The sequence below is a fragment of the Pseudomonas sp. MWU16-30322 genome (assembly GCF_020515535.1).
In the GTDB taxonomy this organism is placed as follows: domain Bacteria; phylum Pseudomonadota; class Gammaproteobacteria; order Pseudomonadales; family Pseudomonadaceae; genus Aquipseudomonas; species Aquipseudomonas fluorescens_H.
This window is the reverse complement of the sequence record NZ_JAIWYL010000010.1, coordinates 39,583-62,870: the sequence shown is the minus strand read 5'-3', so window position 1 is coordinate 62,870 and position 23,288 is coordinate 39,583. Positions and strand designations below refer to the sequence as shown.

The following is a 23,288-nucleotide window of genomic DNA, read 5'->3' as shown; positions in this document are numbered from 1 at the left end:
CATACCGCTATCGCGAGCAGGCTCACTCCTACAGGGGATTGAGGAATCCGCAAAAACTTATACAAATGATTTGACTTGTACACGTATGAATCTATGCTGAGGAAAAGTTGTACAGAGCTAACTCCCTGTACAGGAATAGATTCGAGGTGTGCATGTCCGACCTTTCTGCATCCCGGCCCAAAATCGCCATCAGCGCCTGCCTGATGGGCGCTGAAGTGCGCTACAACGGTGGGCACAAAGAATCGCGGCTGTGCAGCCGCACCCTGGCTGAACATTTCGAATTCGTCCCGGTGTGCCCCGAAGTTGCCATTGGCCTGGGCATCCCTCGTGAACCGATCCGTCTGGTCGGCGATCCGGAGGCTCCCGAAGCCGTCGGCACAGTCAATCCGCAAATCAATGTGACTGAACCGCTGGCCGTCTACGGGCAAAAAATGGCCGGAGAACTCGATGACATCTGCGGCTACATCTTCATGCAGCAGTCGCCTTCGTGCGGTCTGGAGCGGGTCAAGGTCTATCACGCCAACGGCGCCCCGGTGAATGGCGGCGGCCGTGGCATCTATGCCCAGGCATTCTGCGCGCAGCACCCTGATCTGCCGGTGGAAGAAGCCGGGCGCCTGAACGATCCAGTGCTGCGGGAAAATTTCATCACCCGCGTGCTCGCCTACAGCGCCTGGCAGCAGGTGCTCGAACAAGGCTTGAGCCGCCGCGCACTGACCGAATTCCACTCGCGCTACAAATACCTGCTGATGGCGCACAACCCGGAGCAATACAAAGCCCTGGGCAAACTGCTGGGCAACATGGGCAAGACCAATCCGGTCGAACTCGGCCCGCACTATTTCAGCGAGTTGATGAGCGCGTTGAAGAAATGCGCCACCCGCCGCACCCACAGCAATGTCCTGCAGCACATCAGCGGCTACCTGAAACAGGCGATCAGCCCTGAAGACAAACAGGAAATGCAGCATGTGATCGGCCAGTACCGCCACGGCATCGTGCCGCTGGTGGTGCCGTTGACCTTACTCAAGCACCACTTTCGCCTACACCCGGATCCCTACATTGCGCAGCAGGTCTACCTGCAGCCGCATCCGGAAAACCTCAGCCTGCGAAACGCCATTTGATGAACGACACACTCGACACCAGCGCCCAGGAAGACCTGGGTGCCGACTTCAAGAAAGCCCTCGACGAGGGCTGGCTGCCGATCCGCGAAGTGGCGCGGCAGACCGGCGTCAACGCCATCACCCTGCGCGCCTGGGAGCGCCGTTACGGGCTGATCGTGCCGCAACGCACACCCAAGGGCCATCGCCTGTACTCCAGCGAACATGTGCAGCAAATTCTGACCATCCTGACCTGGCTCAACCGGGGCGTGGCGGTCAGTCAGGTCAAGCCGTTGCTCGACACCCCGCAAGCCTTTACCGAAACGGTGGAAAACGACTGGCAGCGCCAGCGCAACGTATTGCTCGACGCCGTCACCCACCTCAACGAGCGCAACCTCGACGACAGCATCAACCAGGCCATGGCCCTGTATCCGCCGCGCACCCTGTGTGAGCAGTTGCTGCTGCCGCTGCTGACCGAACTCGAGCAGCGCTGGCAAGGCCAGTTCGGTGCGCAGATGGAGCGGGTGTTCTTTTATTCCTGGTTACGCAGCAAATTCGGCGCGCGCATCTACCATAACAATCGACAGTTACACACCGCGCCGCTGCTGTTGATCAATCACTCGGACCTGCCGCTGGAACCGCACCTGTGGCTCTGCGCGTGGCTGATCAGCAGCGCCGATTGCCCGGTGCAAGTGTTCGACTGGCCGCTATCGGCCGGAGAACTGGCGCTGGCGGTCGATCATCTGCAAGCGCGCGGCGTGCTGCTGTATTCCAGCAAGGCGATGAACCTGGCGCAGTTGCCAAAACTGCTGAATGGCGTCAGTGCCCCCACATTGCTGGTCGGACCAACGGTATGCATCCACCAGACCGAGTTGTCCGTAAGAACTGGCGAAACCGCTGATTTGATCCTGGCCGAAGATCCGCTCTCGGCGCATCAGGCACTCGTCCAGCGTGGGCTGATTTAATGGAATCCGCTATGCAAATGATCTGGCTGCGCAGCGACTTGCGCCAACATGACAACACCGCTCTCGCGGCCGCCGCAGCGCGCGGGCCGACGGTTGCCGTGTATCTGTTGAGCCCGCAGCAGTGGCTGGAACACGACGACGCCGCGTGCAAGGTCGACTTCTGGCTGCGCAACCTGCGTGAGCTGAGCAGCCGCCTCGGCGAGCTGAACATCCCGTTGCTGCTGCGCACCGCTGATCATTGGGATCAGGCCCCGGCGGTGCTGCTTGAGCTTTGCGTGCAGTTGAATGTCCAGGCCGTGCACGTCAACGAAGAATATGGCATCCACGAAAGCCGGCGCGACGCCGCCGTGGCCGTGGCCCTGAAGACCAAAGGCATCGCTTTCCACAGCTACCTTGATCAATTGCTATTCAAGCCCGGCACGGTGCTGACCAAAACCGACACCTACTTTCAGGTGTTCAGCCAGTTCCGCAAGGTCTGCTATGAACGCCTGCACCGCTCGATGCCGGCGCTGGTGAAGACGCCCGGCAAGCAGGCAAAGCTGAATATCGACAGCGATCCGGTACCGGCAACCGTCGCCGGTTTTGCAACGCCGAGCGAGTCCCTGCGTGCGCTGTGGCCGGCGGGCGAGCAGGAAGCCCGGCGCCGCCTCGATACCTTCGCCGACGCGCAGATCGACTACTACCAGAGCGAGCGCGATTTTCCGGCCAAGCCCGGCACCAGCCAACTTTCGCCGTATCTCGCCGCCGGGGTGATTTCGCCACGCCAATGCCTGCAGGCAGCCCTGCAAAGCAATCAGGGCGAGTTCGACAGCGGCAAGGTCGGCGCGGTGACCTGGATCAACGAGCTGCTGTGGCGCGAGTTCTATAAACACATTCTGGTCGGCTACCCAAGGGTTTCGCGCCACCGCGCGTTTCGCCCGGAAACCGAAGCGCTGGCCTGGCGTGACGCACCGGACGATCTGGCGGCCTGGCAAGAGGCGCGCACCGGTTTGCCGATCATCGATGCGGCCATGCGCCAACTGCTGGAAACCGGCTGGATGCACAACCGTCTGCGGATGGTAGTGGCGATGTTCCTGACCAAGAATCTGCTGATCGACTGGCGTGAAGGCGAGCGCTTTTTCATGCGTCACCTGATCGACGGCGATCTGGCGGCGAACAACGGCGGCTGGCAATGGAGCTCATCGACCGGCACCGATTCGGCGCCGTACTTCCGCATTTTCAACCCGATCAGCCAGTCGGAAAAATTCGACAGCGAAGGCCTGTTCATCAAGCACTGGTTGCCCGAACTCGCCGGCCTGAACAAGAAAGAAGTACACAACCCGGCCAGTGTCGGTGGACTGTTCGGCGTCGCCAACTATCCGTCGCCGATCGTCAATCTCGGGGCTTCGCGCGAACGGGCGCTGGCGGCCTTCAAGAGCCTGCCGTCGCGCTCGTCCACGGGAGAAGCCCATGAGTGAATTCCTGCGCCGCTTCGCCCGCCAGTTCGCCGAGCTGGACAAAGACAACTTGCAGCGTCTGGGCGAGCTGTACAGCGATGACATTCACTTCACCGATCCGCTGCATGAAGTGCAGGGGCTGGCGCAGTTGCGCCATTACTTCAGCGAGCTGTACGCCAACGTCAGCGAGCTGCGTTTCGATTTCCACGGCTTCGACCAGATCGGTGACTGTGAAGGTTACCTGCGCTGGGTCATGAGTTACCGCCACCCGCGTCTGGCCGGTGGTCGTTTGATTCGCGTCGCCGGGTGTTCGCATCTGCTCTGGCGCGACAAGGTTTATCGCCACCGGGATTACTTCGATGCCGGGGCCATGCTGTATGAACATTTACCCGTATTGGGCCGGGTGATCGCCTGGCTGAAAAGGAGAATGGGATGAGTCGTACACCTCCACGGCGTTATTGGCTGACCGGAGCCAGCAGTGGCATCGGCGCAGCGCTGGCCGAAGAGATTCTGAAAAGCGGCGCGCATCTGGCCGTCAGTTCACGCCAGGTGGCGCCCTTGAAAGTCTTGTCCCAGCGCTACCCGGGCCAAGTACTGGTGGTGCCCGGAGACTTGACCAATAGTCAGACCGTGCGTGAGATCGGTCAGCAGATCAGCGAGACCTGGGGCTCGCTGGACTCGGTGATTCTCAATGCCGGGACCTGTGAATACGTCGACGCCCGGCAATTCGACGCGTCGATCATCGAGCACGTGGTGCGTACCAATCTGCTGGCCAGCAGCTATTGCATCGAAGCCGCCCTGCCGTTACTGCGCAAGGGCACCGCGCCGCATCTGATCGGCATGGCCAGCTCGGTGACCTACCTGCCGCTGCCCCGGGCCGAAGCCTACGGTGCCTCCAAGGCAGGCCTGCGTTACCTGTTCGAATCGCTGCGCATTGATCTGGCGGATGAAGGGATCGAGGTCACCATCATCAGCCCGGGGTTCGTCGATACGCCACTGACGGCGAAAAACGATTTCCCGATGCCACTGAGCTGGCCTGTGGATAAAGCCGCGCGGCACATCTTCGCCAAACTCAAGGATCGACCACTGGAGATCGCTTTCCCGGCGCTGTTCATGGCGGCGTTGTGGCCGCTGTCGAAACTGCCGTCGCGGGTTCAGTTGGCGATCGGCAAACGCATGGTGCGTAAACCGCCACCGCTGCAGGAACCCTCGTGAAAATCGCCATCATCGGCAGCGGAATCGCAGGCCTGACCTGCGCCTATCTGCTCAATCGCCAACACGATGTCACGGTGTTCGAAGCCAGCGACTGGGTCGGCGGCCACACGCACACCGTGGAGGTGACCGTCGAAGGCCGCGAATACGCCGTGGACACCGGATTCATCGTGTTCAACGACTGGACCTACCCGAACTTCATCCGTTTGCTCGGCCAGCTCGGCGTGTCGTTCAAACCGACGGAAATGAGCTTCTCGGTCACCGATCCGGACACTGGCCTGGAATACAACGGCAACAACCTCAACAGCCTGTTCGCCCAGCGCAGCAACCTGTTGTCGCCGGGGTTCTGGGGCATGTTGCGCGACATCCTGCGCTTCAACAAAGAAGCCCAGCGCGACCTCGCCGAACAGCGGATCGCCGCCGACACCACGCTCGACGATTACCTCAAGGCCGGCGGTTATGGTGAGCGTTTCATCCTGCATTACATCGTGCCGATGGGCTCGGCGATCTGGTCGATGCCAATGGCCGAGATGCTCAATTTCCCGCTGCAATTCTTCGTGCGCTTCTTCAAGAATCATGGACTCTTGTCAGTCAGTGATCGCCCGCAATGGCAGGTGATCGAGGGCGGCTCAAGTGCCTATGTCGCACCGCTGACCGCTGCGTTCAAGGACAAGATCCGCCTCAGTTGCCCGGTGACGCGCATCGATCGCGACGAACACGGTGTGGTTATCCACAGCCCGGCCGGCATCGAGCGTTTCGACAAGGTTGTGCTCGCCTGCCACAGCGACCAGGCCCTGCAATTGCTGGCGACGCCAAGCCAGGCGGAACGATCGATCCTCGGTGCCCTGCCCTACGCCGATAACGAAGTGGTGCTGCATACCGATACCCGTCTGCTGCCGACCCGCAAACTGGCGTGGGCCAGCTGGAACTATCGCTTGAGCGGCGCCGGCCATACGCACGCGGCCGTCACCTACGACATGAACATCCTGCAGGGCATTAAGAGCGACACCACGTTCTGCGTCAGCCTCAACCAGAGCGCCGGCATCAGCCCGTCCAAGGTGCTTGCCCGATACACCTACGCCCATCCGCAGTTCAGCCTTACGGCCGTGGCGGCGCAGAACCGTTGGGCCGAACTCGACGGTCAGCAGCACACCCACTACTGCGGCGCCTACTGGGCCAACGGCTTTCATGAGGACGGTGTCGTCAGCGCCTTGCGCGTGGCTGCCGCCTTCGGGGAAAGCTTATGAACAGCGCCCTGTACAGCGGCTGGATCGGCCATCGGCGCTTTTCGCCCAGACGCCACGAATTCCGTTACCGGATCGGACTGCTGTACCTCGATCTGGCGGAACAGGACGCCGTGCTCGGTCTGTCGCCGCTCGCCAGTCGTAGCCGCTTTGCGCCGTTTTCGTTTCGCGAAACCGACTACCTGAAAACCTTCACCGGCAATGGCATGCGCCTGATCGATGCGGTACGCCAGCAAGTCGGTGCCGCCATCGGCCACCAGCCGCAGGGTTCGATCTGTCTGTTGACCCAACCACGCAGTTGGGGTCTGGCGTTCAACCCGGTGAGCTTCTTTTATTGCCACGAGGCCGACGGGCAACTGGCGGCGATTCTCTGCGAAGTCACCAACACGCCGTGGCGCGAGCGTTATCACTACGTGCTGCCGGCCCGCACACCGACCGACCTGCAAGACTTTCACCAGCACTTTGCCGTGGCCAAGGCCTTTCATGTCTCGCCGTTTTTGCCACGCGATCTTGAGTACCGCATGAGCTTCAGCCCGGCGGCGCAAAAGCTCGGCGTGCACATGGCCGACTGGCAGGGTGAGCACAAGCTGTTCGACGCCACGCTCAATCTGCAGCGCGAACCCCTCGACCGCCACAGCCTGCACCGCTACTTGCGACGTTTTCCGTGGATGACCGCGAAAACCTGTCTGGCGATTTACTGGCAAGCCGTGCGCCTGTTGCTCAAGCGTGCCCCGATTTTTGCTCATCAGGCTGCCGACGGCAGCTTTCAAATCGCCACTGTGCCTCCCAAGGAGCACCGCCATGAAATCCTCTAGCCTGTCGGCCAGTCGCTTCAGCACCAACGGTTTGACCGGTTCGCTGCTGCGTCGTGGCGTTTTGCGGCAACTGAGTCAACTCAAACACGGGCAATTGCTGGTGGTCGAGGACGGCGAACGCCTGATGTTCGGTACGCCGGGCAGCCACCTGCTCGGCGAAATCCATGTCCAGGATGCCGCGGTCTGGGGCATGGTCGCCGGCAACGGATCGATTGGCGCTGGCGAAGCGTTTATCCACGGTTACTGGAGTTCGCCGGACCTGACGGCGGTCGTGCGCGTGTTCGTCAGCAACCTCGACGTGCTCGACGCCATGGAGCGCGGTCTGGCCCGCCTCAGCCGGCCGCTGGTGCAAGGCCTGCACTGGCTCAACCGCAACACGCGCAAGGGCTCGCAGAAAAACATCGCCGCGCACTATGACCTCGGCAACGATCTGTTCGAACAGTTTCTCGACCCAACCATGATGTACTCGGCCGCGCAGTTCCTCAGCCCCGAAGACAGCCTGGAACAGGCGCAGTTGAACAAACTGGAACGGATCTGCCAGAAGCTCGCGCTCAAACCCGAGGATCATCTGCTGGAGATCGGCACGGGTTGGGGCAGCATGGCGCTCTACGCCGCGCAGCATTACGGTTGCCGCGTCACCACCACGACACTGTCGAATGAGCAGTACGCGTTCACCGCCAAGCGCATTGAAGCACTGGGGTTGCAGGATCGGGTGACGCTGCTGCTCAAGGACTACCGCGACCTCACCGGCGAATACGACAAACTGGTGTCGATCGAGATGATCGAGGCGGTCGGCCATCGCTTCCTGCCGACCTACTTCAAACAGTGCGCGCACCTGCTCAAGAGCAACGGCCTGATGCTGTTGCAGGCAATCACCATCCGCGAGCAGCGCTACGAGCAGGCCAAGCGCGGCGTCGACTTCATCCAGCGCTACATCTTCCCCGGCGGCGCCCTGCCCTGCGTGCAGAAGATGCTCGAAGTGGTCAGCCGCGAGACCGACATGAACCTGCTGCACATGGAAGACTTCGGCCTGCACTACGCCCGCACCCTGCGCCTGTGGCACGAGAACTTTCGCCGCGCCCATGGCCGGTTGAGCGAGTTGGGTTACGACGATTACTTCCTGCGGCTCTGGGAGTTTTACCTGTGCTACTGCGAAGGCGGGTTCCTCGAGCGCACCATCGGCACCGCGCAATTGCTGCTGGCCAAACCTGCCGCGATGCCAGCGCCGTTGCTCGGGCGCTTCGATGCTTGAGCGGCTGATCAATGCCGTGCTGTTCCAGGTCGGCTGGCTGGCCTGCGTGGTCGGCGGCAACAGTCTGTGGTTGCTGGTGGCGCTGGCGGTGCTGGTGATTCATCTGGGCTGGATCAGCAGTTGGCCGGCGGAGGGCCGCTTGATTCTCAGCGTGGTGATTGTCGGCACAGCGGTGGACAGCCTGTTGCGCGCGGCGGGCGTGTTCGAATTCCAGGATCCGTCGCCGCTGATTCCGCTCTGGCTGATGCTGCTCTGGGCACTGCTTGCCACCACGTTGCGCCATTGCCTGCAATGGACGGCTCGCCCGTGGTGGCTGGCAAGCGCGCTGGGCGCGGTCGGCGGCGCTGTTTCCTATTACGGTGGCGGGCGCCTCGCCGGGGTGCAATTTCCCTATGGGGAAATTCCGACCCTGATCGGCATCGGCCTGCTGTGGGCGGTACTGTTTCCGGTGCTGCACGCGATGGCACGGCGGCTCAGCCACTGAGCGTCTGTCAGGCCTTTCACACAGCCACAGGCGACTGGCTTACACTGGCGCCATGAAAACCATTCCCCACCAGCAAATCACCGAGCCAGCGGTCACGTGTTCGACCTGCGCGGCGTGCTGCTGCCAGCTTGAAGTGATGCTGATCACCGACACTGGCGTGCCCGAACGCTTTATCGATACCGATGAGTGGGGTGGTGAGGTGATGCTGCGTCTGGACGACGGCTGGTGCGCGGCGCTGGACCGCGACAGCATGATGTGCACGATCTACGAGAAACGTCCGCTGATCTGTCGCGAGTTCGAGATGGGCGCGCCGGAGTGCATTGAAGAACGCAAAGGCATTGCCACTGCCTACCGCTGATTTCAACAGCAGCTCAAAACCAATGTGGGAGCGGGCTTGCTCGCGAATGCAGTGTGTCAGTCAATAGTGTTGTCGACTGACACACCGCATTCGCGAGCAAGCCCGCTCCCACAAAGATTTGTGCAAGCTGCAGTTACAAAGGCATCGAGTAATGCAGCGCGTAACTTTCTACACCGTCGTTGTTGCTGTTCAGACCGGCGTTGGAATAGTGCGTCGCGCGGATCCCCACTTCATGTCCGCCGTTGAAACGCAGGCCGAAACCAATACGGTCTTCGAACTGGAAGGACTGACCGATGTTGTTGCTTTCATATTTGGTGTTGGAAAAGGCCGCGACACCAATACCGGCCTCGACATACGGTTTGACCGACTGACCGGCAAACTCGTAAACAAATACCGGCGAGAACGACAGGCTGTTGTTGCTGGAAGTCTTGTCACCTTCCCAGTAAGTGTAAGCGCCGCTCCAGTAACCGGTCAGGCGACCGACGTCGCTTTGCAGCCAGCTCTTGTCCCAATCGAAATTCATGCCCAAGCGATAAGTCATCGTCGAATCGCTGGTTGCCCCCACTGCAAACTCAACGTTTGCCGCTTGTGCAGTAAAACTTTGCCCCATCAGTGCAGCCGCAATCGCGGCCAAGCAGAATAGTCGCTTCACGTTGAAAACTTCCTTTTCCGGAACGATCGTTTTGGTTTTCTAGTAAACCCAGCGGTATAGAAATCGGCGCTTGAGCAGAAGTTCAGCTGACTTTTTAGATATTTCACACTTTTTTTACAAGGTGAATTTTTCAACGTCACCGGCAACTTGGCCCAGCAGGGGCAAGGTTTTGCGAAAGGACTCGGGATCGGCGCTGGTCCAGAATCTGACCGGTTGGTTCGGGCCTTCGGCGAGCAGTTCACGCTCGGCCAGCAGTCGCTGCAATTGACGGGCGACGGCGGCACCGGTGTCGATCAGACTGATGTCGTCCGGGATCATCGACTTGAGCAGCGGCTTGAGAAACGGATAGTGGGTGCAGCCGAGAATGATCGTGTCGCAACCGTTGGCCAGCAGCGGATCGACATAATGCTTGAGCAACGTGCGCAACTCGGCACTGTGCAGATCACCGCTTTCAATCAGTTCCACCAGACCGGGGCACGGCTGGGTGACGACGCGAACGTCTGTGGCAAAGCGATCGAGCAACGCGGCGAACTTGGCACTCTGCAAGGTGCCGGTGGTGGCGAGTACGCCGACCACACCGCTGCGGGTGGCGGCGGCAGCAGGTTTGACCGCGGGTTCCATGCCGACAATCGGCCACTGGGGGAAATCCCGGCGCAGATCGGCAACAGCGGCCACGGTCGCCGTGTTGCAGGCGATCACCAGGGCCTTGGCGCCCTGCTCGCGGAAAAAACCGGCCATCACATTGCAGCGCTGACGGATGAACTCCGGGGTTTTCTCACCGTAGGGGATGTGCCCGCAATCGGCGAAATACAGCAGTGATTCATGGGGCAGCAAGCGCTGGATCTCGGCCAGTACCGACAAGCCGCCGACACCGGAATCGAACACCGCGATCGGTGCCTCACGCATGCTGCGAACCACAGACGCTGCACCCCGGATCGCGCTTGACCCGCAGTTCACGGAAGCGCGAACCCAGGGCATCGATCAACAGCAAACGCCCCACCAGTGGTTCGCCAAAACCGACCAGCACTTTCAAGGCTTCAAGCGCCTGCAGGCTGCCAACCAGCCCCACCAGCGGCCCGACTACACCGGCCTCGCTGCAGGTCAGTTCGGCTTCGCTGCCGTGCCCGTACAGGCAGTGGTAGCACGGACTTTCCGGGCGGCGCGGGTCGAACACCGACAACTGCCCTTCCAGACGAATCGCCGCGCCACTGACCAAGGGTTTGCGCGCCGCCACACACGCGGCGTTGACCGCTTCGCGGGTGGAGAAATTGTCGGAGCAGTCGAGCACCAGATCCACCGCGGCCACAGCGGCGGCCAGGGAATCCTCATCCAGCGCCTGACGATGGGCCACCAGTTGAATCTCCGGATTGATCGCGCTCAGGCGCTTGAGCGCCGAGTCGACCTTGCTCATGCCGACGCTGTCGCTGTCATGAATGATCTGGCGTTGCAGGTTGGTCAGGTCGACCGTATCGAAATCCGCCAGATGCAGTTCACCGACACCGGCCGCCGCCAGATACAGCGCAACCGGCGCACCGAGACCGCCGAGGCCGACGATCAGTACACGACTGTCTTTAAGCTTCAATTGCCCATCGATATCGATGTGTTGCAGCAGAATCTGCCGGCTGTAGCGCAGCAATTCCTGATCATTCAGCACGGCAGGCGCCCCAGGCTGATCCGTTGATGGCCGCCCAGATCGGTGCGGCTGTGGACTTCTTCGAAACCGCGGGTCAGCAACAGATCACGCACGGCTTCGGCTTGATCATAGCCGTGTTCGAGCATCAGCCAGCCGCCGGCTTCGAGATGATCCGGGGCCTGGGCGACGATCAGCCGCAGATCGTCGAGCCCGTCGACACCCGCCACCAGCGCACTGGCCGGTTCGAAGCGCACATCGCCCTCGACCAGATGCGGGTCGGCGGCGGCGATGTACGGCGGGTTGCTGATGATCAGATTGAAACGCTGGCCTTCAAGCGCGCTGAACCAGTGGCTGCTCAGCACCGTGGCGTTGTTCAGGTTCAAGCGCTGGCGATTGCGTTCGGCGAGGGCCACGGCTTCCAGTACACGATCCACCGCCGTGACCTTCCACGCCGGTCGCTCACTGGCGAGGGCCAAGGCAATCGCGCCGCTGCCGGTACCCAGATCGAGAACGTTCGCCGGCGTTGCCGCCAGCAGTTCCAGCGCGGCCTCGACCAGCAATTCGGTATCCGGACGCGGGATCAGTGTGTGCGGAGCGACTTCCAGATCGAGCTTCCAGAACCCCTGCTGACCAAGAATGTAGGCCACCGGCTCACCGCCACGGCGCCGTTGCAGGTACTCGGTAAAAATCAGCACCGCTTCGCTGGGCACAATGCGCTCGGGCCAGGTGTGCAGGAAACTGCGCGGTTTGCCCAGTGCCGCAGCCAGGAGCAGTTCGGCATCCAGACGCGCCGTCGGCGAGTCCGGCAGTTCGGCGGCGCGCAACAGACTGGCAATGATGGTCATTTATTCACCTATCGCTGCAAGTTGGTCGGCCTGGTATTCGGCCAGCAAAGGCTCGATCACCGCTTCAACGCCACCGGCGAGGATTTCATCAAGGGAGTACAGGGTCAGGTTGACGCGATGGTCGGTGACCCGGCCCTGGGCAAAGTTGTACGTGCGAATGCGCTCGGAGCGGTCGCCGGAACCCACGAGCAATTTACGTTCGCTGGCAATCGCATTGGCGGCAGCAGCGGTCTGCTGGTCGTTGAGCTTGGCCGACAACCAGGCCATCGCCCGGGCACGGTTCTTGTGCTGGGAACGTTCTTCCTGGCATTCGACCACGATGCCGGTCGGCAAGTGGGTAATGCGGATCGCCGAGTCGGTCTTGTTCACGTGCTGACCACCGGCCCCGGAAGAACGGTAGGTGTCGACGCGCAGATCCGCCGGGTTGATCTCGATCGCTTCCTGCTCGTCCGGCTCAGGCAATACCGCCACGGTACAGGCCGAAGTGTGGATGCGGCCCTGGGATTCGGTGGCCGGCACGCGCTGCACACGGTGCGCGCCAGACTCGAACTTCAGCTTGCCGTAGACATTGTCGCCTTCGACCCGGGCAATAACTTCTTTATAGCCGCCGTGTTCGCCCTCGTTTTCCGAGAGGATTTCCACGCGCCAGCCACGGCGCTCGGCGTAACGCGAGTACATGCGGAACAGGTCGCCGGAGAAGATCGCCGCCTCGTCGCCACCGGTGCCGGCGCGGATCTCGAGAAACACGTTGCGACCGTCGTTCGGGTCCTTGGGCAGCAGCATGCGTTGCAGATCGGATTCCAGGGTGATCAACAGCTCTTTGGCTTCGCGGACTTCTTCCACGGCCATTTCACGCATGTCCGGGTCGTTGTCCTTGAGCAGTGCCTGGGCACTCTCCAGATCATTTTGTACGCCGAGCAGCTTTTTATAAGCGGCGACGACCGGCTCGACTTCGGCGTATTCCTTGGAATAAGCGCGAAATCTGGCCTGATCGGAAATGACTTCAGCGTCGCCAAGCAGCGCAGTCAGTTCCTCGAATCGGTCCTGGAGGATGTCCAGCTTGTTGAGCAGTGACGCTTTCATTGCGGTTTTTTATCCGAAAAACTATCCGGTGAGCCCTCAAGGGCAAAGAGTTCCTGGGCCATGGCCAGCGCATCGAGGCGGCCTTCGGCAGAAAGCTTTTTCAGTTGCACGCTTGGAGCATGCAGCAGTTTATTGGTCAGGCCGCGAGCCAGTTGCCCGAGCACATCTTCGGCGTTGCCGCCGTTGGCCAGCAGACGCAGGGCTTTTTGCAGCTCCTCGTCGCGCAGGCGCTCGCTCTGTTGCCGATAGGCCTTGAGCACATCGACCGCGGCCAGCTCGCGCAGGCGCACCATGAAATCGTCGGCGCCGACCGAGACCATCTCTTCCGCGGCCTGGGCTGCGCCCTGACGACTCTTGAGGTTCTCGGCGACCACTTCGTGCAGATCGTCGACGCTATACAGGTAAACGTCGTCGAGTTCGCCGACTTCCGGCTCGATGTCACGGGGTACGGCGATGTCGACCATGAAGATCGGCTTGTGCTTGCGCTGCTTCAGCGCACTTTCCACCGCGCCCTTGCCGAGGATCGGCAACTGGCTGGCGGTCGAACTGATCACGATATCGCTGCGCACCAGCTCCGCCGGAATGTCCGAGAGCAGCACCGCATGAGCGCCGAACTGCTCGGCCAGCAGGCTGGCGCGCTCCAGCGTGCGGTTGGCGACCACGATGCGCTTGACCCCCAACTCATGCAGATGGCGGGCAACCAGGGTGATGGTCTCGCCGGCACCGATCAGCAGGGCCTGGCTGCGCTGCAGGTCGCTGAAAATCTGTTTGGCCAGGCTGACGGCGGCAAACGCCACGGACACCGGGTTTTCGCCGATGGCAGTGTCGGTGCGCACTTGCTTGGCGGCATTGAACGTCGCTTGAAACAGCCGCCCCAGCAGCGGGCCGATGGTCCCGGCCTCGCGAGCCACGGCGTAGGCCGACTTCATCTGGCCGAGAATCTGCGGTTCGCCCAGCACCAGCGAGTCGAGCCCGGAGGCGACGCGCATCATGTGACGAACTGCCGCATCATCTTCATGCACATAAGCACTCGCGCGCAGCTCATCGAGGCTTAAATGGTGATAATCGGCCAGCCAGCGCAGGACCAGATCAGCTGAAACCTGATCCTGTTCTATATAAAGCTCACTGCGATTGCAGGTGGAGAGGATCGCGGCTTCGCGGCTGTCGGTCATTCTGCAGAGCTGCTGCAAGGCCTCAACCAGTTGCTCAGGGGTAAAGGCCACGCGCTCGCGGACGTCTACTGAAGCAGTCTTGTGGTTAATACCGAGTGCGAGGAAGGCCATTCAAGGTCGCTGATAGTGACGTGAAGCCGGCAATTGTCCTACTTCGTCAGATTCAGAACAACTACCGCTGACTATTGTCCCAATGGTTGGTGCCTATAATGCTCACAACTGAGACTCGGTTATGTTTGGCCGAAGGCTTGTGTCATGATGATCCGACCGCAGGTTAGTCGTCCTCTTCCTATATGAATAGATCTTCCGCGTTGCTCCTAGCTTTTGTCTTCCTCAGCGGCTGCCAGGCCTTGGCCCCCGTTTCGCCGGACGGTACGCCGCCGGTCGAAGACACCACGCCCACGCCTGAAAAGCCCAAGGTTTACAGCTCGTTCAGCGAGGAAACCGTATACAGCCTGTTGACCGCCGAACTCGCCGGCCAGCGCAATCGTTTCGACATTGCCCTGGACAACTACGTGACCCAGGCCATCAACACCCAGGATCCGGGGGTTTCCGAACGCGCGTTCCGCATCGCCGAATACCTCGGTGCCGACCAGCCTGCGCTGGATACCGCGCTGATCTGGGCGAGAAACGCCCCGGACGATCTGGAAGCGCAACGCGCCGCCGCCGTGCAACTGGCCCGCGCCGGGCGTTATGACGACTCCATGGTCTACATGGAAAAAGTCCTGCAGGGCAAGGGCGACACCCATTTCGACTTTCTCGCGCTGTCCGCGGCCGATACCGATCAGGAAACCCGCAACGGCCTGATGAAGAGTTTCGACCGCCTGCTGCAGCGTCATCCGAACAACAATCAGCTGATTTTCGGCAAGGCCCTGCTGCTGCAGCAGGATGGCGACAATAAAGCGGCGCTGCGCCTGCTTGAAGACCATCCGCCGGAAGACGGCGAAATCGCCCCGATCCTGCTGCGCGCCCGCCTGCTGCAAACCATGAATCGTGGCGACGAGGCACTGCCGCTGCTGCGCAAAAGCATCAAGAAGTACCCGGACGACAAGCGTCTGCGCCTGACCTACGCACGTACATTGGTTGAACAGGACCGGATGGACGACGCCAAGGTCGAGTTCTCCACGCTCGTTCAGCAATACCCGGAAGACGACGAACTGCGTTACTCGCTGGCGCTGGTCTGCCTGGAAGCCAAGGCCTGGGATGAGGCCAAGGGTTATCTGGAAGACCTGATCGCCCGCGAAAGCCACGTCGACTCGGCGCACCTGAACCTCGGTCGCATCGCTGAAGAGCGCAACGACCCGCAGGGCGCGCTGATCGAGTATGCCCAGGTCGGCCCGGGCAACGACTATCTGCCGGCGCAACTGCGTCAGGCCGATATCCTGATGAACAACGGCAAGACCGCCGAAGCCCAGAGCAAACTGGCCGCCGAGCGTGACGCCCAGCCGGATTACGCGATCCAGTTGTATCTGATCGAATCCGAAACTCTTTCGGCCAACAAACAGGACGACAAGGCCTGGAAAGTCTTGCAGCAAGCCTTGCTGCAATACCCGGACGACCTGAATCTGCTCTACACCCGCGCCATGCTCGCGGAAAAACGCAATGACCTGGCGCAGATGGAAAAAGACCTGCGCCTGATCATCAAGCGCGATCCGGACAACGCCATGGCGCTCAATGCGCTGGGCTACACCCTGTCCGATCGCACCACCCGTTACGCTGAAGCCAAGGCGCTGATCGAACAGGCGCACCAGATCAATCCGGAAGACCCGGCGGTACTCGACAGCCTCGGCTGGGTGAATTTCCGCCTGGGCAATCTGGACGACGCCGAGAAATATCTGCGTCAGGCCCTCGAGCGTTTCCCTGACCACGAAGTCGCCGCGCACCTGGGCGAAGTCCTGTGGGTCAAGGGCAATCAGCGCGAGGCGAAGCAGATCTGGGGCAAATACCTCAAAGATCAGCCAGACAGCACCATCCTGCGCAGCACCATCAAGCGCCTGACCGGATCCGAGACTCTTTAACTCATGTTTTTGCGCCACGTTATTGTTTTCAGCTTCATCGCCCTGCTCGCCGGTTGCGCGGGCTTCGGCGCTCGCGAATCGGTCGAGGGCCACGGCAGTCCGGCTCAGTGGGCCGCGAACAAACAACAGCTGACCGCCCTCGACGGCTGGCAGATCGACGGCAAGATCGGCATCCGCGCACCGAAAGATTCCGGTAGCGGCACGCTGTTCTGGCTGCAACGCCAGGACTACTACGACATTCGCCTGTCCGGCCCGCTGGGTCGCGGCGCGGCGCGCCTGACCGGGCGCCCGGGCAAGGTCTCGCTGGAAGTTGCCAACCAGGGCCGCTATGACTCCGAATCGCCGGAAGCGCTGCTCGAAGAACAACTCGGCTGGAAACTGCCGGTGTCCAATCTGGCCTGGTGGGTTCGGGGCCTGCCGGCGCCAAGCAGCAAAAGCCGTGTGTCCCTCGATAACGACAGTCGCCTGGCCAACCTGGAACAGGACGGCTGGAAGGTCGAATACCTCAGCTATGCCGAGCAAAACGGTTACTGGCTGCCCGAGCGGATCAAGCTGCACGGCACCGATCTGGACGTGACGCTGGTGATCAAGACCTGGCAACCGCGTAAATTGGGGCAATAACGCATGACCGCTCCACGTCTGACGCTGCCGTCGCCGGCCAAGCTCAACCTGATGCTGCACATTATCGGGCGCCGTGCAGACGGCTACCACGAACTGCAGACGCTGTTTCAGTTTGTCGATTACGGCGACGAAATCACCTTCGCCGTACGCGATGACGGCGTGATTCAGCTGCACACCGAATTCGCGGGCGTGCCCCACGACAGCAATCTCATCGTGCGCGCGGCAAAAATGCTTCAGCAACAGTCCGGCTGCACACTCGGCATCGACATCTGGATCGACAAGGTGCTGCCCATGGGCGGCGGCATCGGTGGCGGCAGCTCCAACGCGGCGACCACCCTGCTCGGCCTCAATCACTTGTGGCAACTGGGCTGGGATGAAGATCGCCTCGCCGCGCTGGGCCTTTCGCTCGGTGCAGACGTGCCGGTTTTCGTCCGTGGCCATGCAGCATTTGCCGAAGGCGTGGGCGAGAAACTGACCCCGGTCGACCCCGAAGAACCGTGGTATCTGGTACTCGTGCCGCAAGTCTCTGTAAGTACGGCAGAAATTTTTTCCGATCCTTTGTTGACACGTAACACGCCGCCCATTAAAGTGCGCCCCGTTCCCGAGGGAAACAGTCGAAATGACTGCTTGCCGGTGGTTGCAAGGCGTTATCCAGAGGTACGTAACGCATTGGATTTGTTAGGTAAATTTACCGAAGCAAAACTCACCGGAACTGGAAGTTGTGTGTTTGGGGGCTTCCCAAGCAAAGCTGAAGCTGATAAAGTCTCGGCCCTTCTGACAGAGACCCTTACAGGGTTTGTAGCGAAAGGAAGCAACGTTTCGATGTTGCATCGCAAGCTGCAAAGTCTGCTCTAAAAGGAATCAAGTGCCAGGCACTTGAAGCAACAGATACAGGGGCGTCGCCAAGCGGTAAGGCAGCAGGTTTTGATCCTGCCATGCGTTGGTTCGAATCCAGCCGCCCCTGCCATTTTCTATACTCATCCAGGTTACCCTCAGCCTCTAGGTACTGCGCGTGTCCAAGATGATGGTCTTTACGGGGAACGCTAACCCCGATCTGGCTCGGCGTGTTGTACGTCAGCTGCATATCCCTCTCGGTGACATCTCTGTCGGCAAATTTTCCGACGGTGAAATTACTGCAGAGATCAATGAAAACGTTCGCGGTAAAGACGTTTTCATTATTCAGCCGACTTGCGCTCCGACCAACGATAACCTGATGGAACTGGTAGTGATGGCTGATGCCTTCCGCCGCTCCTCGGCTACTCGTATTACTGCTGTTATTCCTTATTTTGGTTATGCCCGTCAGGATCGCCGTCCGCGTTCCGCACGTGTGGCTATCAGCGCGAAAGTCGTTGCTGACATGCTTACCGTAGTCGGCATCGACCGTGTTCTCACGGTTGATCTGCATGCTGACCAGATTCAGGGTTTCTTCGATATTCCGGTAGATAACATCTACGGCTCCCCGGTTCTGGTGGATGACATTGAAGATCAGCGCTTCGAAAACCTGATGATCGTGTCCCCGGACATTGGTGGCGTCGTGCGTGCACGGGCTGTTGCCAAATCCCTGGGCGTGGATCTCGGGATCATCGACAAACGCCGTGAGAAAGCCAATCACTCTGAAGTGATGCATATCATCGGTGATGTCGAAGGGCGTACCTGCATTCTGGTCGATGACATGGTCGATACCGCCGGCACTCTGTGCCACGCGGCCAAGGCCCTGAAAGAGCATGGCGCAGCCAAGGTCTTTGCCTACTGCACACACCCTGTGCTGTCGGGTCGGGCCATCGAGAATATCGAAAATTCCGTGCTGGACGAGCTGGTGGTGACCAACACCATCCCGCTGTCCGCTGCAGCACAAGCCTGTGCACGTATCCGTCAACTGGATATCGCACCGGTTGTTGCCGAAGCGGTTCGCCGCATCAGCAATGAAGAATCGATCAGCGCGATGTTCCGTTAAGGGCCCTGCCCTTCTCGAAATGTCTCGTTGACGAAAAGCGCCCCGCCCCGGCATTCCTGTCGGGGCGGGGCTTTTTTGCCCATACCGTGTTCGGCGCTGGTCGCAAACGCCACTCGGTCATGGCTATTTTGGAGATACAAAATGAACGATTTTACTCTGAATGCTGAAGTGCGTTCCGACCTGGGGAAAGGTGCGAGCCGCCGCCTGCGTCGTCTCGCAAGCCTGGTTCCAGCTGTAGTTTACGGTGGCGACAAAGCCCCTGAATCCATCAGCATGCTGGCCAAAGAAGTTGCCAAACTGCTCGAAAACGAAGCGGCTTACAGCCACATCATCGAGCTGAACGTTGGTGGCAAGAAGCAGAACGTCGTGATCAAAGCTCTGCAACGTCACCCGGCCAAAGGCCACGTGATGCACGCTGACTTCGTACGCGTTGTAGCTGGCCAGAAACTGACCGCTATTGTTCCTGTGCACTTCATCAACGAAGCTGCTCCAGTGAAGAAAGGCGGCGAAATCTCGCACGTTGTTGCCGAGATCGAAGTTTCCTGCCTGCCAAAAGATCTGCCTGAGTTCATCGAAGTCGACCTGGCTGACGCTGAAATCGGCACCATCGTTCACCTGTCGGACCTCAAAGCTCCTAAAGGTGTCGAGTTCGTTGCTCTGGCACACGGCGATGACAAGGCAGTAGCCAACGTCCACGCTCCACGTGTTGCTCCAGAAGCTACCGAAGAAGGCGCAGCAGAGTAATTTCACTCTGTTCGTCGGAGTGAGTGAAACATCGCGGACTGGAACGTAGCGAGAAAGCGGGCGAGAACGCGGAGTTTACATTCATGGTAAATGAGCAATTTTCGTCCACTTTCGCCGCCTTCACTGCTTGCGGCGATGTTATCCACCACTCCAAGGAAGGGCCCCTATCGTGACTGCCATCAAACTGATCGTTGGCCTGGGAAATCCAGGCGCTGAATACGAACAGACCCGGCATAACGCAGGGGCCCTTTTTGTTGAGCGCATCGCTGCCGCGCAAGGTGTGAACCTTGTGGCCGATCGCAAATATTTCGGCCTGACCGGGCGCTACTCGCATCAGGGTCAGGATGTTCGTCTGCTGATTCCCACCACCTACATGAACCGCAGCGGCCAGGCCGTGGCGGCACTCGCCGGTTTCTTCCGCATCAAGCCTGAAGAAATCCTGGTGGCGCACGACGAACTCGACTTGCCTCCGGGCGTCGCCAAGCTCAAGCAGGGCGGCGGCCATGGCGGTCACAACGGGTTGCGCGACATCATCGCGCAACTGGGCAATCAGAATACTTTCTACCGCCTGCGGCTTGGCATCGGCCACCCGGGCGTCGCCAGTATGGTTTCAAATTTCGTCCTGGGTCGTGCGCCACGCGCCGAACAGGAAAAACTCGATGCCAGCATCGACTTTGCCCTCGGCGTGCTGCCGGATATCCTCGCCGGTGAATGGAACCGCGCGATGAAAAACCTGCACAGCCAGAAGGCCTGACTCTAATCCGAGGGGAAACACCATGGGATTCAATTGCGGCATCGTCGGCCTGCCTAACGTCGGCAAGTCCACCCTGTTCAACGCCCTGACCAAATCCGGTATCGCGGCCGAGAACTTCCCCTTCTGCACCATCGAGCCGAACAGCGGCATCGTGCCGATGCCGGATCCACGTCTGGAGGCTCTGGCGGCGATCGTCAATCCGAAGCGCATCCTGCCGACCACCATGGAATTCGTCGACATCGCAGGCCTGGTGGCCGGCGCGTCGAAAGGTGAAGGTCTGGGCAACAAGTTCCTGGCCAACATTCGCGAAACCGACGCCATCGCTCACGTCGTGCGCTGCTTCGAAGACGACAACGTGATCCACGTGTCCAACAGCGTCGACCCGAAGCGCGACATCGAGATCATCGACCTGGAACTGATCTTCGCCGACCTCGACAGCTGCGAGAAGCAACTGCAGAAAGTCGCGCGCAACGCCAAGGGTGGTGACAAGGACGCCGTGGTTCAGAAGGCTCTGCTGGAGCAACTGATCGCGCACTTCACCGAAGGCAAGCCTGCGCGCAGCCTGATGAAGAACATGAGCGCTGACGAAAAGGCCGTGATCAAGGGCTTCCACCTGCTGACCACCAAACCGGTCATGTACATCGCCAACGTCGCTGAAGACGGTTTCGAGAACAACCCGCACCTGGACGTGGTCAAGGCCATCGCCGAAGAAGAAGGCGCCATGGTCGTTCCGGTGTGCAACAAGATCGAAGCGGAAATCGCCGAGCTCGACGACGGCGAAGAGAAAGACATGTTCCTCGAGGCCCTGGGCCTGGAAGAGCCTGGCCTGAACCGCGTGATCCGCGCCGGCTACGAAATGCTGCACCTGCAGACCTACTTCACTGCCGGTGTCGAAGAAGTCCGCGCCTGGACCGTCCGCGTCGGTGCCACCGCACCACAAGCCGCTGGCGTGATCCACACCGACTTCGAAAAAGGCTTCATCCGCGCCGAAGTGATCGCCTACAACGACTTCATCCAGTACAAGGGCGAAGCCGGTACCAAGGAAGCCGGTAAATGGCGCCTGGAAGGCAAGGACTACATCGTCAAGGACGGCGACGTGATGCACTTCCGCTTCAACGTCTAAGCGACACGCCGAAGAAAAAGCCGCGTTTGATACGCGGCTTTTTTGTGCCTGACAGATTTGTATGCAACACCAGCAATACCCTGTGGGAGCGGGCTTGCTCGCGAAAGCGGTGTGTCAGCCACATTAATATCGACTGATACACCGCATTCGCGAGCAAGCCCGCTCCCACAGTTTGAACTGTGTAGTCAGGCCTTCTTGGTTCGCGGCAAGAAAATCGCCAGCACGCCAAACAACGGCAAAAACGAGCACAGGAAATACACGTATTCGATGCCATGGACATCCGCCAGATGCCCAAGCAGCGCCGCGCCAATCCCGCCAAACCCGAACATCAAGCCGAAGAACACCCCGGCAATCATCCCGACATTGCCCGGCACCAGCTCCTGCGCGTAAACCACAATCGCCGAGAACGCCGAAGCCAGAATGAAGCCGATCACCACGCTGAGAACGGTGGTCCATAACAGATCGACGTGCGGCATCAGCAAGGTGAACGGTGCCACGCCGAGGATCGAAAACCAGATCACCGCCTTACGCCCGATCTTGTCGCCAATGGGCCCGCCAAAGAACGTCCCCGCCGCCACCGCGCCGAGAAACAGGAACAGGTGCAGCTGCGAACTGGCCACCGACAGGTCGAATTTCTCGATCAGGTAGAAGGTGAAATAGCTGGTGAGGCTGGCCATGTAGAAATACTTGGAGAACACCAGCAAGCCGAGCACCACCAGCGCACTGGTCACCCTGCCCTTCGACAGCCCGTGAGTCGCCGCCTGCCCGGCCTTGAGCTTGAACAGGTTCAGGTGATGGGCGTACCAGCGGCTGATGCGGTACAGCACGAACAGCGCAAACACCGCGAACAGACCGAACCACGCCACGTTGCCCTGACCGAACGGAATGATGATCGCTGCCGCCAGCAACGGGCCGAACGCAGAACCGGCGTTACCACCGACCTGGAAGGTCGACTGCGCCAGACCGAAGCGCCCGCCCGAGGCCAGCCGGGCAATCCGCGAAGCCTCGGGGTGGAAGGTCGAGGAGCCGATACCGATCAGCGCCGCCGCCAGCAGAATCAACGGGAAACTGCCGACCATCGACATCATCACGATGCCGATCAGCGTGCAAACCGAACCTGCCGGCAACAGCCACGGTTTCGGATGGCGGTCAGTGTGATAACCGACCCACGGCTGCAGCAACGATGCTGTCAGTTGAAAGGTCAGGGTAATCAAACCGACTTGGGTGAAGCTCAAACCATAGTTGGCCTTGAGCATCGGATAGATCGACGGCAGCACCGACTGAATCAGGTCGTTGATCAAATGCGCCAGCGCCACCGCGCCGATGATACGCATCACCAACGGGCTGCTTTGGGGAGGAGCGGACGCCGAGGCAGCGGCGGTCTGAGCGTTGCTGATAGCCATGAAAGTTTCCGTACAGCAGATGGGTGCACGCAGGCAGGTGCGCCAATGTGCCATTTTTCGGTGCGCCAGCGCCATCCCCTTAGCCAGCTAACTAACGTCCAACTCCATAACTCATCAATCCCTGTAGGAGCTGCCGCAGGCTGCGATCTTTTGATTTTGTTTTTAAGGGTAAGATCAAAAGATCGCAGCCTTCGGCAGCTCCTACATGGGATAAGCGATTGCTCAGGTGATAGCGCAACGCCATGGTCTGAATCTTGCCTTGCTTCTCTCCTCGAACGCGGCCGCCTTACAAAGGCAGCCGAGAATGGGAATTTTCGCTACAGAGCCGGCCTACAGAGCGGGCGAGAGTGAACTTTCGAGGCCTTTTAGCAGGGCACGACATCGAGGTCGCACGACCGCGATGCACGCCATTGGTGCGTGGTGTCCAGA

Annotated in this window: 24 protein-coding genes and 1 tRNA gene; 18 read left to right on the top strand and 7 right to left on the bottom strand. The window is 60.2% G+C overall.

Translation table 11 applies throughout. The annotated features are described in order from the left end of the window. Nucleotides 1-152: 152 nt before the first annotated feature. Genes LCH64_RS21045 through LCH64_RS21000 form a run of 10 tightly spaced genes read left to right on the top strand, consistent with a single transcriptional unit; the run spans nt 153 to nt 8,857 of the window. On the top strand, nt 153-1,115 hold the full coding sequence (locus tag LCH64_RS21045) for a DUF523 and DUF1722 domain-containing protein (RefSeq protein ID WP_226501160.1): 963 nt from the start codon (nt 153-155) through the stop codon (nt 1,113-1,115). Further along, a complete protein-coding gene (locus tag LCH64_RS21040; RefSeq protein WP_003228132.1) occupies nt 1,115-2,056 on the top strand; it encodes a MerR family transcriptional regulator in 942 nt (313 codons plus the stop codon). The genes LCH64_RS21045 and LCH64_RS21040 overlap by 1 nt, the downstream gene beginning before the upstream one ends. An 11-nt stretch (nt 2,057-2,067) precedes the next feature. Next, nucleotides 2,068-3,513: a deoxyribodipyrimidine photo-lyase gene (gene phrB, locus LCH64_RS21035; protein WP_226501159.1), complete on the top strand. Its 1,446-nt coding sequence runs from the start codon at nt 2,068-2,070 to the stop codon at nt 3,511-3,513. Beyond that, nucleotides 3,506-3,928, top strand: a complete 423-nt coding sequence (locus tag LCH64_RS21030; RefSeq protein ID WP_003228136.1) for a nuclear transport factor 2 family protein — start codon at nt 3,506-3,508, stop codon at nt 3,926-3,928. Before phrB ends, LCH64_RS21030 begins: the two co-directional genes overlap by 8 nt. Next, nucleotides 3,925-4,707, top strand: a complete 783-nt coding sequence (locus LCH64_RS21025) for an SDR family NAD(P)-dependent oxidoreductase (RefSeq protein ID WP_003228137.1) — start codon at nt 3,925-3,927, stop codon at nt 4,705-4,707. Before LCH64_RS21030 ends, LCH64_RS21025 begins: the two co-directional genes overlap by 4 nt. Further along, on the top strand, nt 4,704-5,951 hold the full coding sequence (locus LCH64_RS21020) for an FAD-dependent oxidoreductase (protein WP_226501158.1): 1,248 nt from the start codon (nt 4,704-4,706) through the stop codon (nt 5,949-5,951). The genes LCH64_RS21025 and LCH64_RS21020 overlap by 4 nt, the downstream gene beginning before the upstream one ends. Next, nucleotides 5,948-6,763, top strand: coding sequence for a DUF1365 domain-containing protein (locus tag LCH64_RS21015; protein ID WP_103485749.1), 816 nt, complete (start codon nt 5,948-5,950; stop codon nt 6,761-6,763). The genes LCH64_RS21020 and LCH64_RS21015 overlap by 4 nt, the downstream gene beginning before the upstream one ends. After that, entirely contained in the window at nt 6,750-8,015 is a 1,266-nt protein-coding gene (locus LCH64_RS21010; RefSeq protein ID WP_226501157.1) for a cyclopropane-fatty-acyl-phospholipid synthase family protein, read from the top strand. Before LCH64_RS21015 ends, LCH64_RS21010 begins: the two co-directional genes overlap by 14 nt. Further along, nucleotides 8,008-8,499 (top strand): DUF2878 domain-containing protein, encoded by a 492-nt coding sequence (locus LCH64_RS21005; protein WP_226501156.1) that lies wholly within the window; start codon nt 8,008-8,010, stop codon nt 8,497-8,499. The genes LCH64_RS21010 and LCH64_RS21005 overlap by 8 nt, the downstream gene beginning before the upstream one ends. A gap of 52 nt (nt 8,500-8,551) precedes the next feature. Continuing rightward, complete coding sequence (locus tag LCH64_RS21000) at nt 8,552-8,857, top strand: YkgJ family cysteine cluster protein (RefSeq protein WP_007967664.1); 306 nt, start codon at nt 8,552-8,554, stop codon at nt 8,855-8,857. A gap of 133 nt (nt 8,858-8,990) precedes the next feature. On the opposite strand, the gene LCH64_RS20995 is transcribed toward LCH64_RS21000, so the two are convergent. The 6 genes from LCH64_RS20995 to hemA all read right to left on the bottom strand — a co-directional run bounded on the left by LCH64_RS20995 (nt 8,991) and on the right by hemA (nt 14,353). Further along, nucleotides 8,991-9,509 carry an acyloxyacyl hydrolase gene (locus tag LCH64_RS20995; RefSeq protein WP_045122633.1) on the bottom strand — a complete coding sequence of 173 codons (519 nt, stop codon included), beginning with the start codon at nt 9,507-9,509 and terminating at the stop codon, nt 8,991-8,993. A 114-nt stretch (nt 9,510-9,623) separates the two neighbouring features. Then, a complete protein-coding gene (gene murI, locus LCH64_RS20990; RefSeq protein ID WP_226501155.1) occupies nt 9,624-10,415 on the bottom strand; it encodes a glutamate racemase in 792 nt (263 codons plus the stop codon). After that, complete coding sequence (locus tag LCH64_RS20985; RefSeq protein ID WP_226501154.1) at nt 10,408-11,163, bottom strand: molybdopterin-synthase adenylyltransferase MoeB; 756 nt, start codon at nt 11,161-11,163, stop codon at nt 10,408-10,410. Before LCH64_RS20985 ends, murI begins: the two co-directional genes overlap by 8 nt. Next, on the bottom strand, nt 11,157-11,987 hold the full coding sequence (prmC, locus tag LCH64_RS20980) for a peptide chain release factor N(5)-glutamine methyltransferase (RefSeq protein ID WP_226501153.1): 831 nt from the start codon (nt 11,985-11,987) through the stop codon (nt 11,157-11,159). Before prmC ends, LCH64_RS20985 begins: the two co-directional genes overlap by 7 nt. Then, the gene (gene prfA / locus LCH64_RS20975; protein WP_103520208.1) at nt 11,988-13,070 is read right to left on the bottom strand and encodes a peptide chain release factor 1; all 1,083 of its coding nucleotides are present in this window, start codon (nt 13,068-13,070) and stop codon (nt 11,988-11,990) included. Then, nucleotides 13,067-14,353 (bottom strand): glutamyl-tRNA reductase, encoded by a 1,287-nt coding sequence (gene hemA / locus LCH64_RS20970; RefSeq protein ID WP_003228154.1) that lies wholly within the window; start codon nt 14,351-14,353, stop codon nt 13,067-13,069. The genes prfA and hemA overlap by 4 nt, the downstream gene beginning before the upstream one ends. Nucleotides 14,354-14,535: 182 nt before the next feature. On the opposite strand from hemA, the gene LCH64_RS20965 reads away from it, so the two are divergent. The 8 genes from LCH64_RS20965 (at nt 14,536) to ychF (ending at nt 21,456) form a co-directional block, all read left to right on the top strand. Then, the gene (locus LCH64_RS20965) at nt 14,536-16,260 is read left to right on the top strand and encodes a tetratricopeptide repeat protein (RefSeq protein ID WP_003228155.1); all 1,725 of its coding nucleotides are present in this window, start codon (nt 14,536-14,538) and stop codon (nt 16,258-16,260) included. 3 nt (nt 16,261-16,263) lie between these two features. Further along, nucleotides 16,264-16,881, top strand: a complete 618-nt coding sequence (lolB, locus tag LCH64_RS20960) for a lipoprotein insertase outer membrane protein LolB (RefSeq protein ID WP_003228156.1) — start codon at nt 16,264-16,266, stop codon at nt 16,879-16,881. Between the two features lie 3 nt (nt 16,882-16,884). Next, nucleotides 16,885-17,736, top strand: coding sequence for a 4-(cytidine 5'-diphospho)-2-C-methyl-D-erythritol kinase (gene ispE / locus LCH64_RS20955; RefSeq protein ID WP_226501152.1), 852 nt, complete (start codon nt 16,885-16,887; stop codon nt 17,734-17,736). A 37-nt stretch (nt 17,737-17,773) separates the two neighbouring features. Beyond that, nucleotides 17,774-17,848: transfer RNA gene (locus LCH64_RS20950), tRNA-Gln, on the top strand. A 45-nt stretch (nt 17,849-17,893) separates the two neighbouring features. Continuing rightward, nucleotides 17,894-18,835: a ribose-phosphate pyrophosphokinase gene (locus tag LCH64_RS20945; RefSeq protein ID WP_003171603.1), complete on the top strand. Its 942-nt coding sequence runs from the start codon at nt 17,894-17,896 to the stop codon at nt 18,833-18,835. 141 nt (nt 18,836-18,976) lie between these two features. Beyond that, on the top strand, nt 18,977-19,579 hold the full coding sequence (locus LCH64_RS20940; protein ID WP_003228162.1) for a 50S ribosomal protein L25/general stress protein Ctc: 603 nt from the start codon (nt 18,977-18,979) through the stop codon (nt 19,577-19,579). Between the two features lie 169 nt (nt 19,580-19,748). Continuing rightward, nucleotides 19,749-20,333, top strand: coding sequence for an aminoacyl-tRNA hydrolase (gene pth / locus LCH64_RS20935; protein WP_003228164.1), 585 nt, complete (start codon nt 19,749-19,751; stop codon nt 20,331-20,333). Between the two features lie 22 nt (nt 20,334-20,355). Further along, entirely contained in the window at nt 20,356-21,456 is a 1,101-nt protein-coding gene (ychF, locus tag LCH64_RS20930) for a redox-regulated ATPase YchF (RefSeq protein ID WP_003228166.1), read from the top strand. 185 nt (nt 21,457-21,641) lie between these two features. On the opposite strand, the gene LCH64_RS20925 is transcribed toward ychF, so the two are convergent. Then, the gene (locus tag LCH64_RS20925) at nt 21,642-22,859 is read right to left on the bottom strand and encodes an MFS transporter (protein ID WP_226501151.1); all 1,218 of its coding nucleotides are present in this window, start codon (nt 22,857-22,859) and stop codon (nt 21,642-21,644) included. Nucleotides 22,860-23,288: the final 429 nt, after the last annotated feature.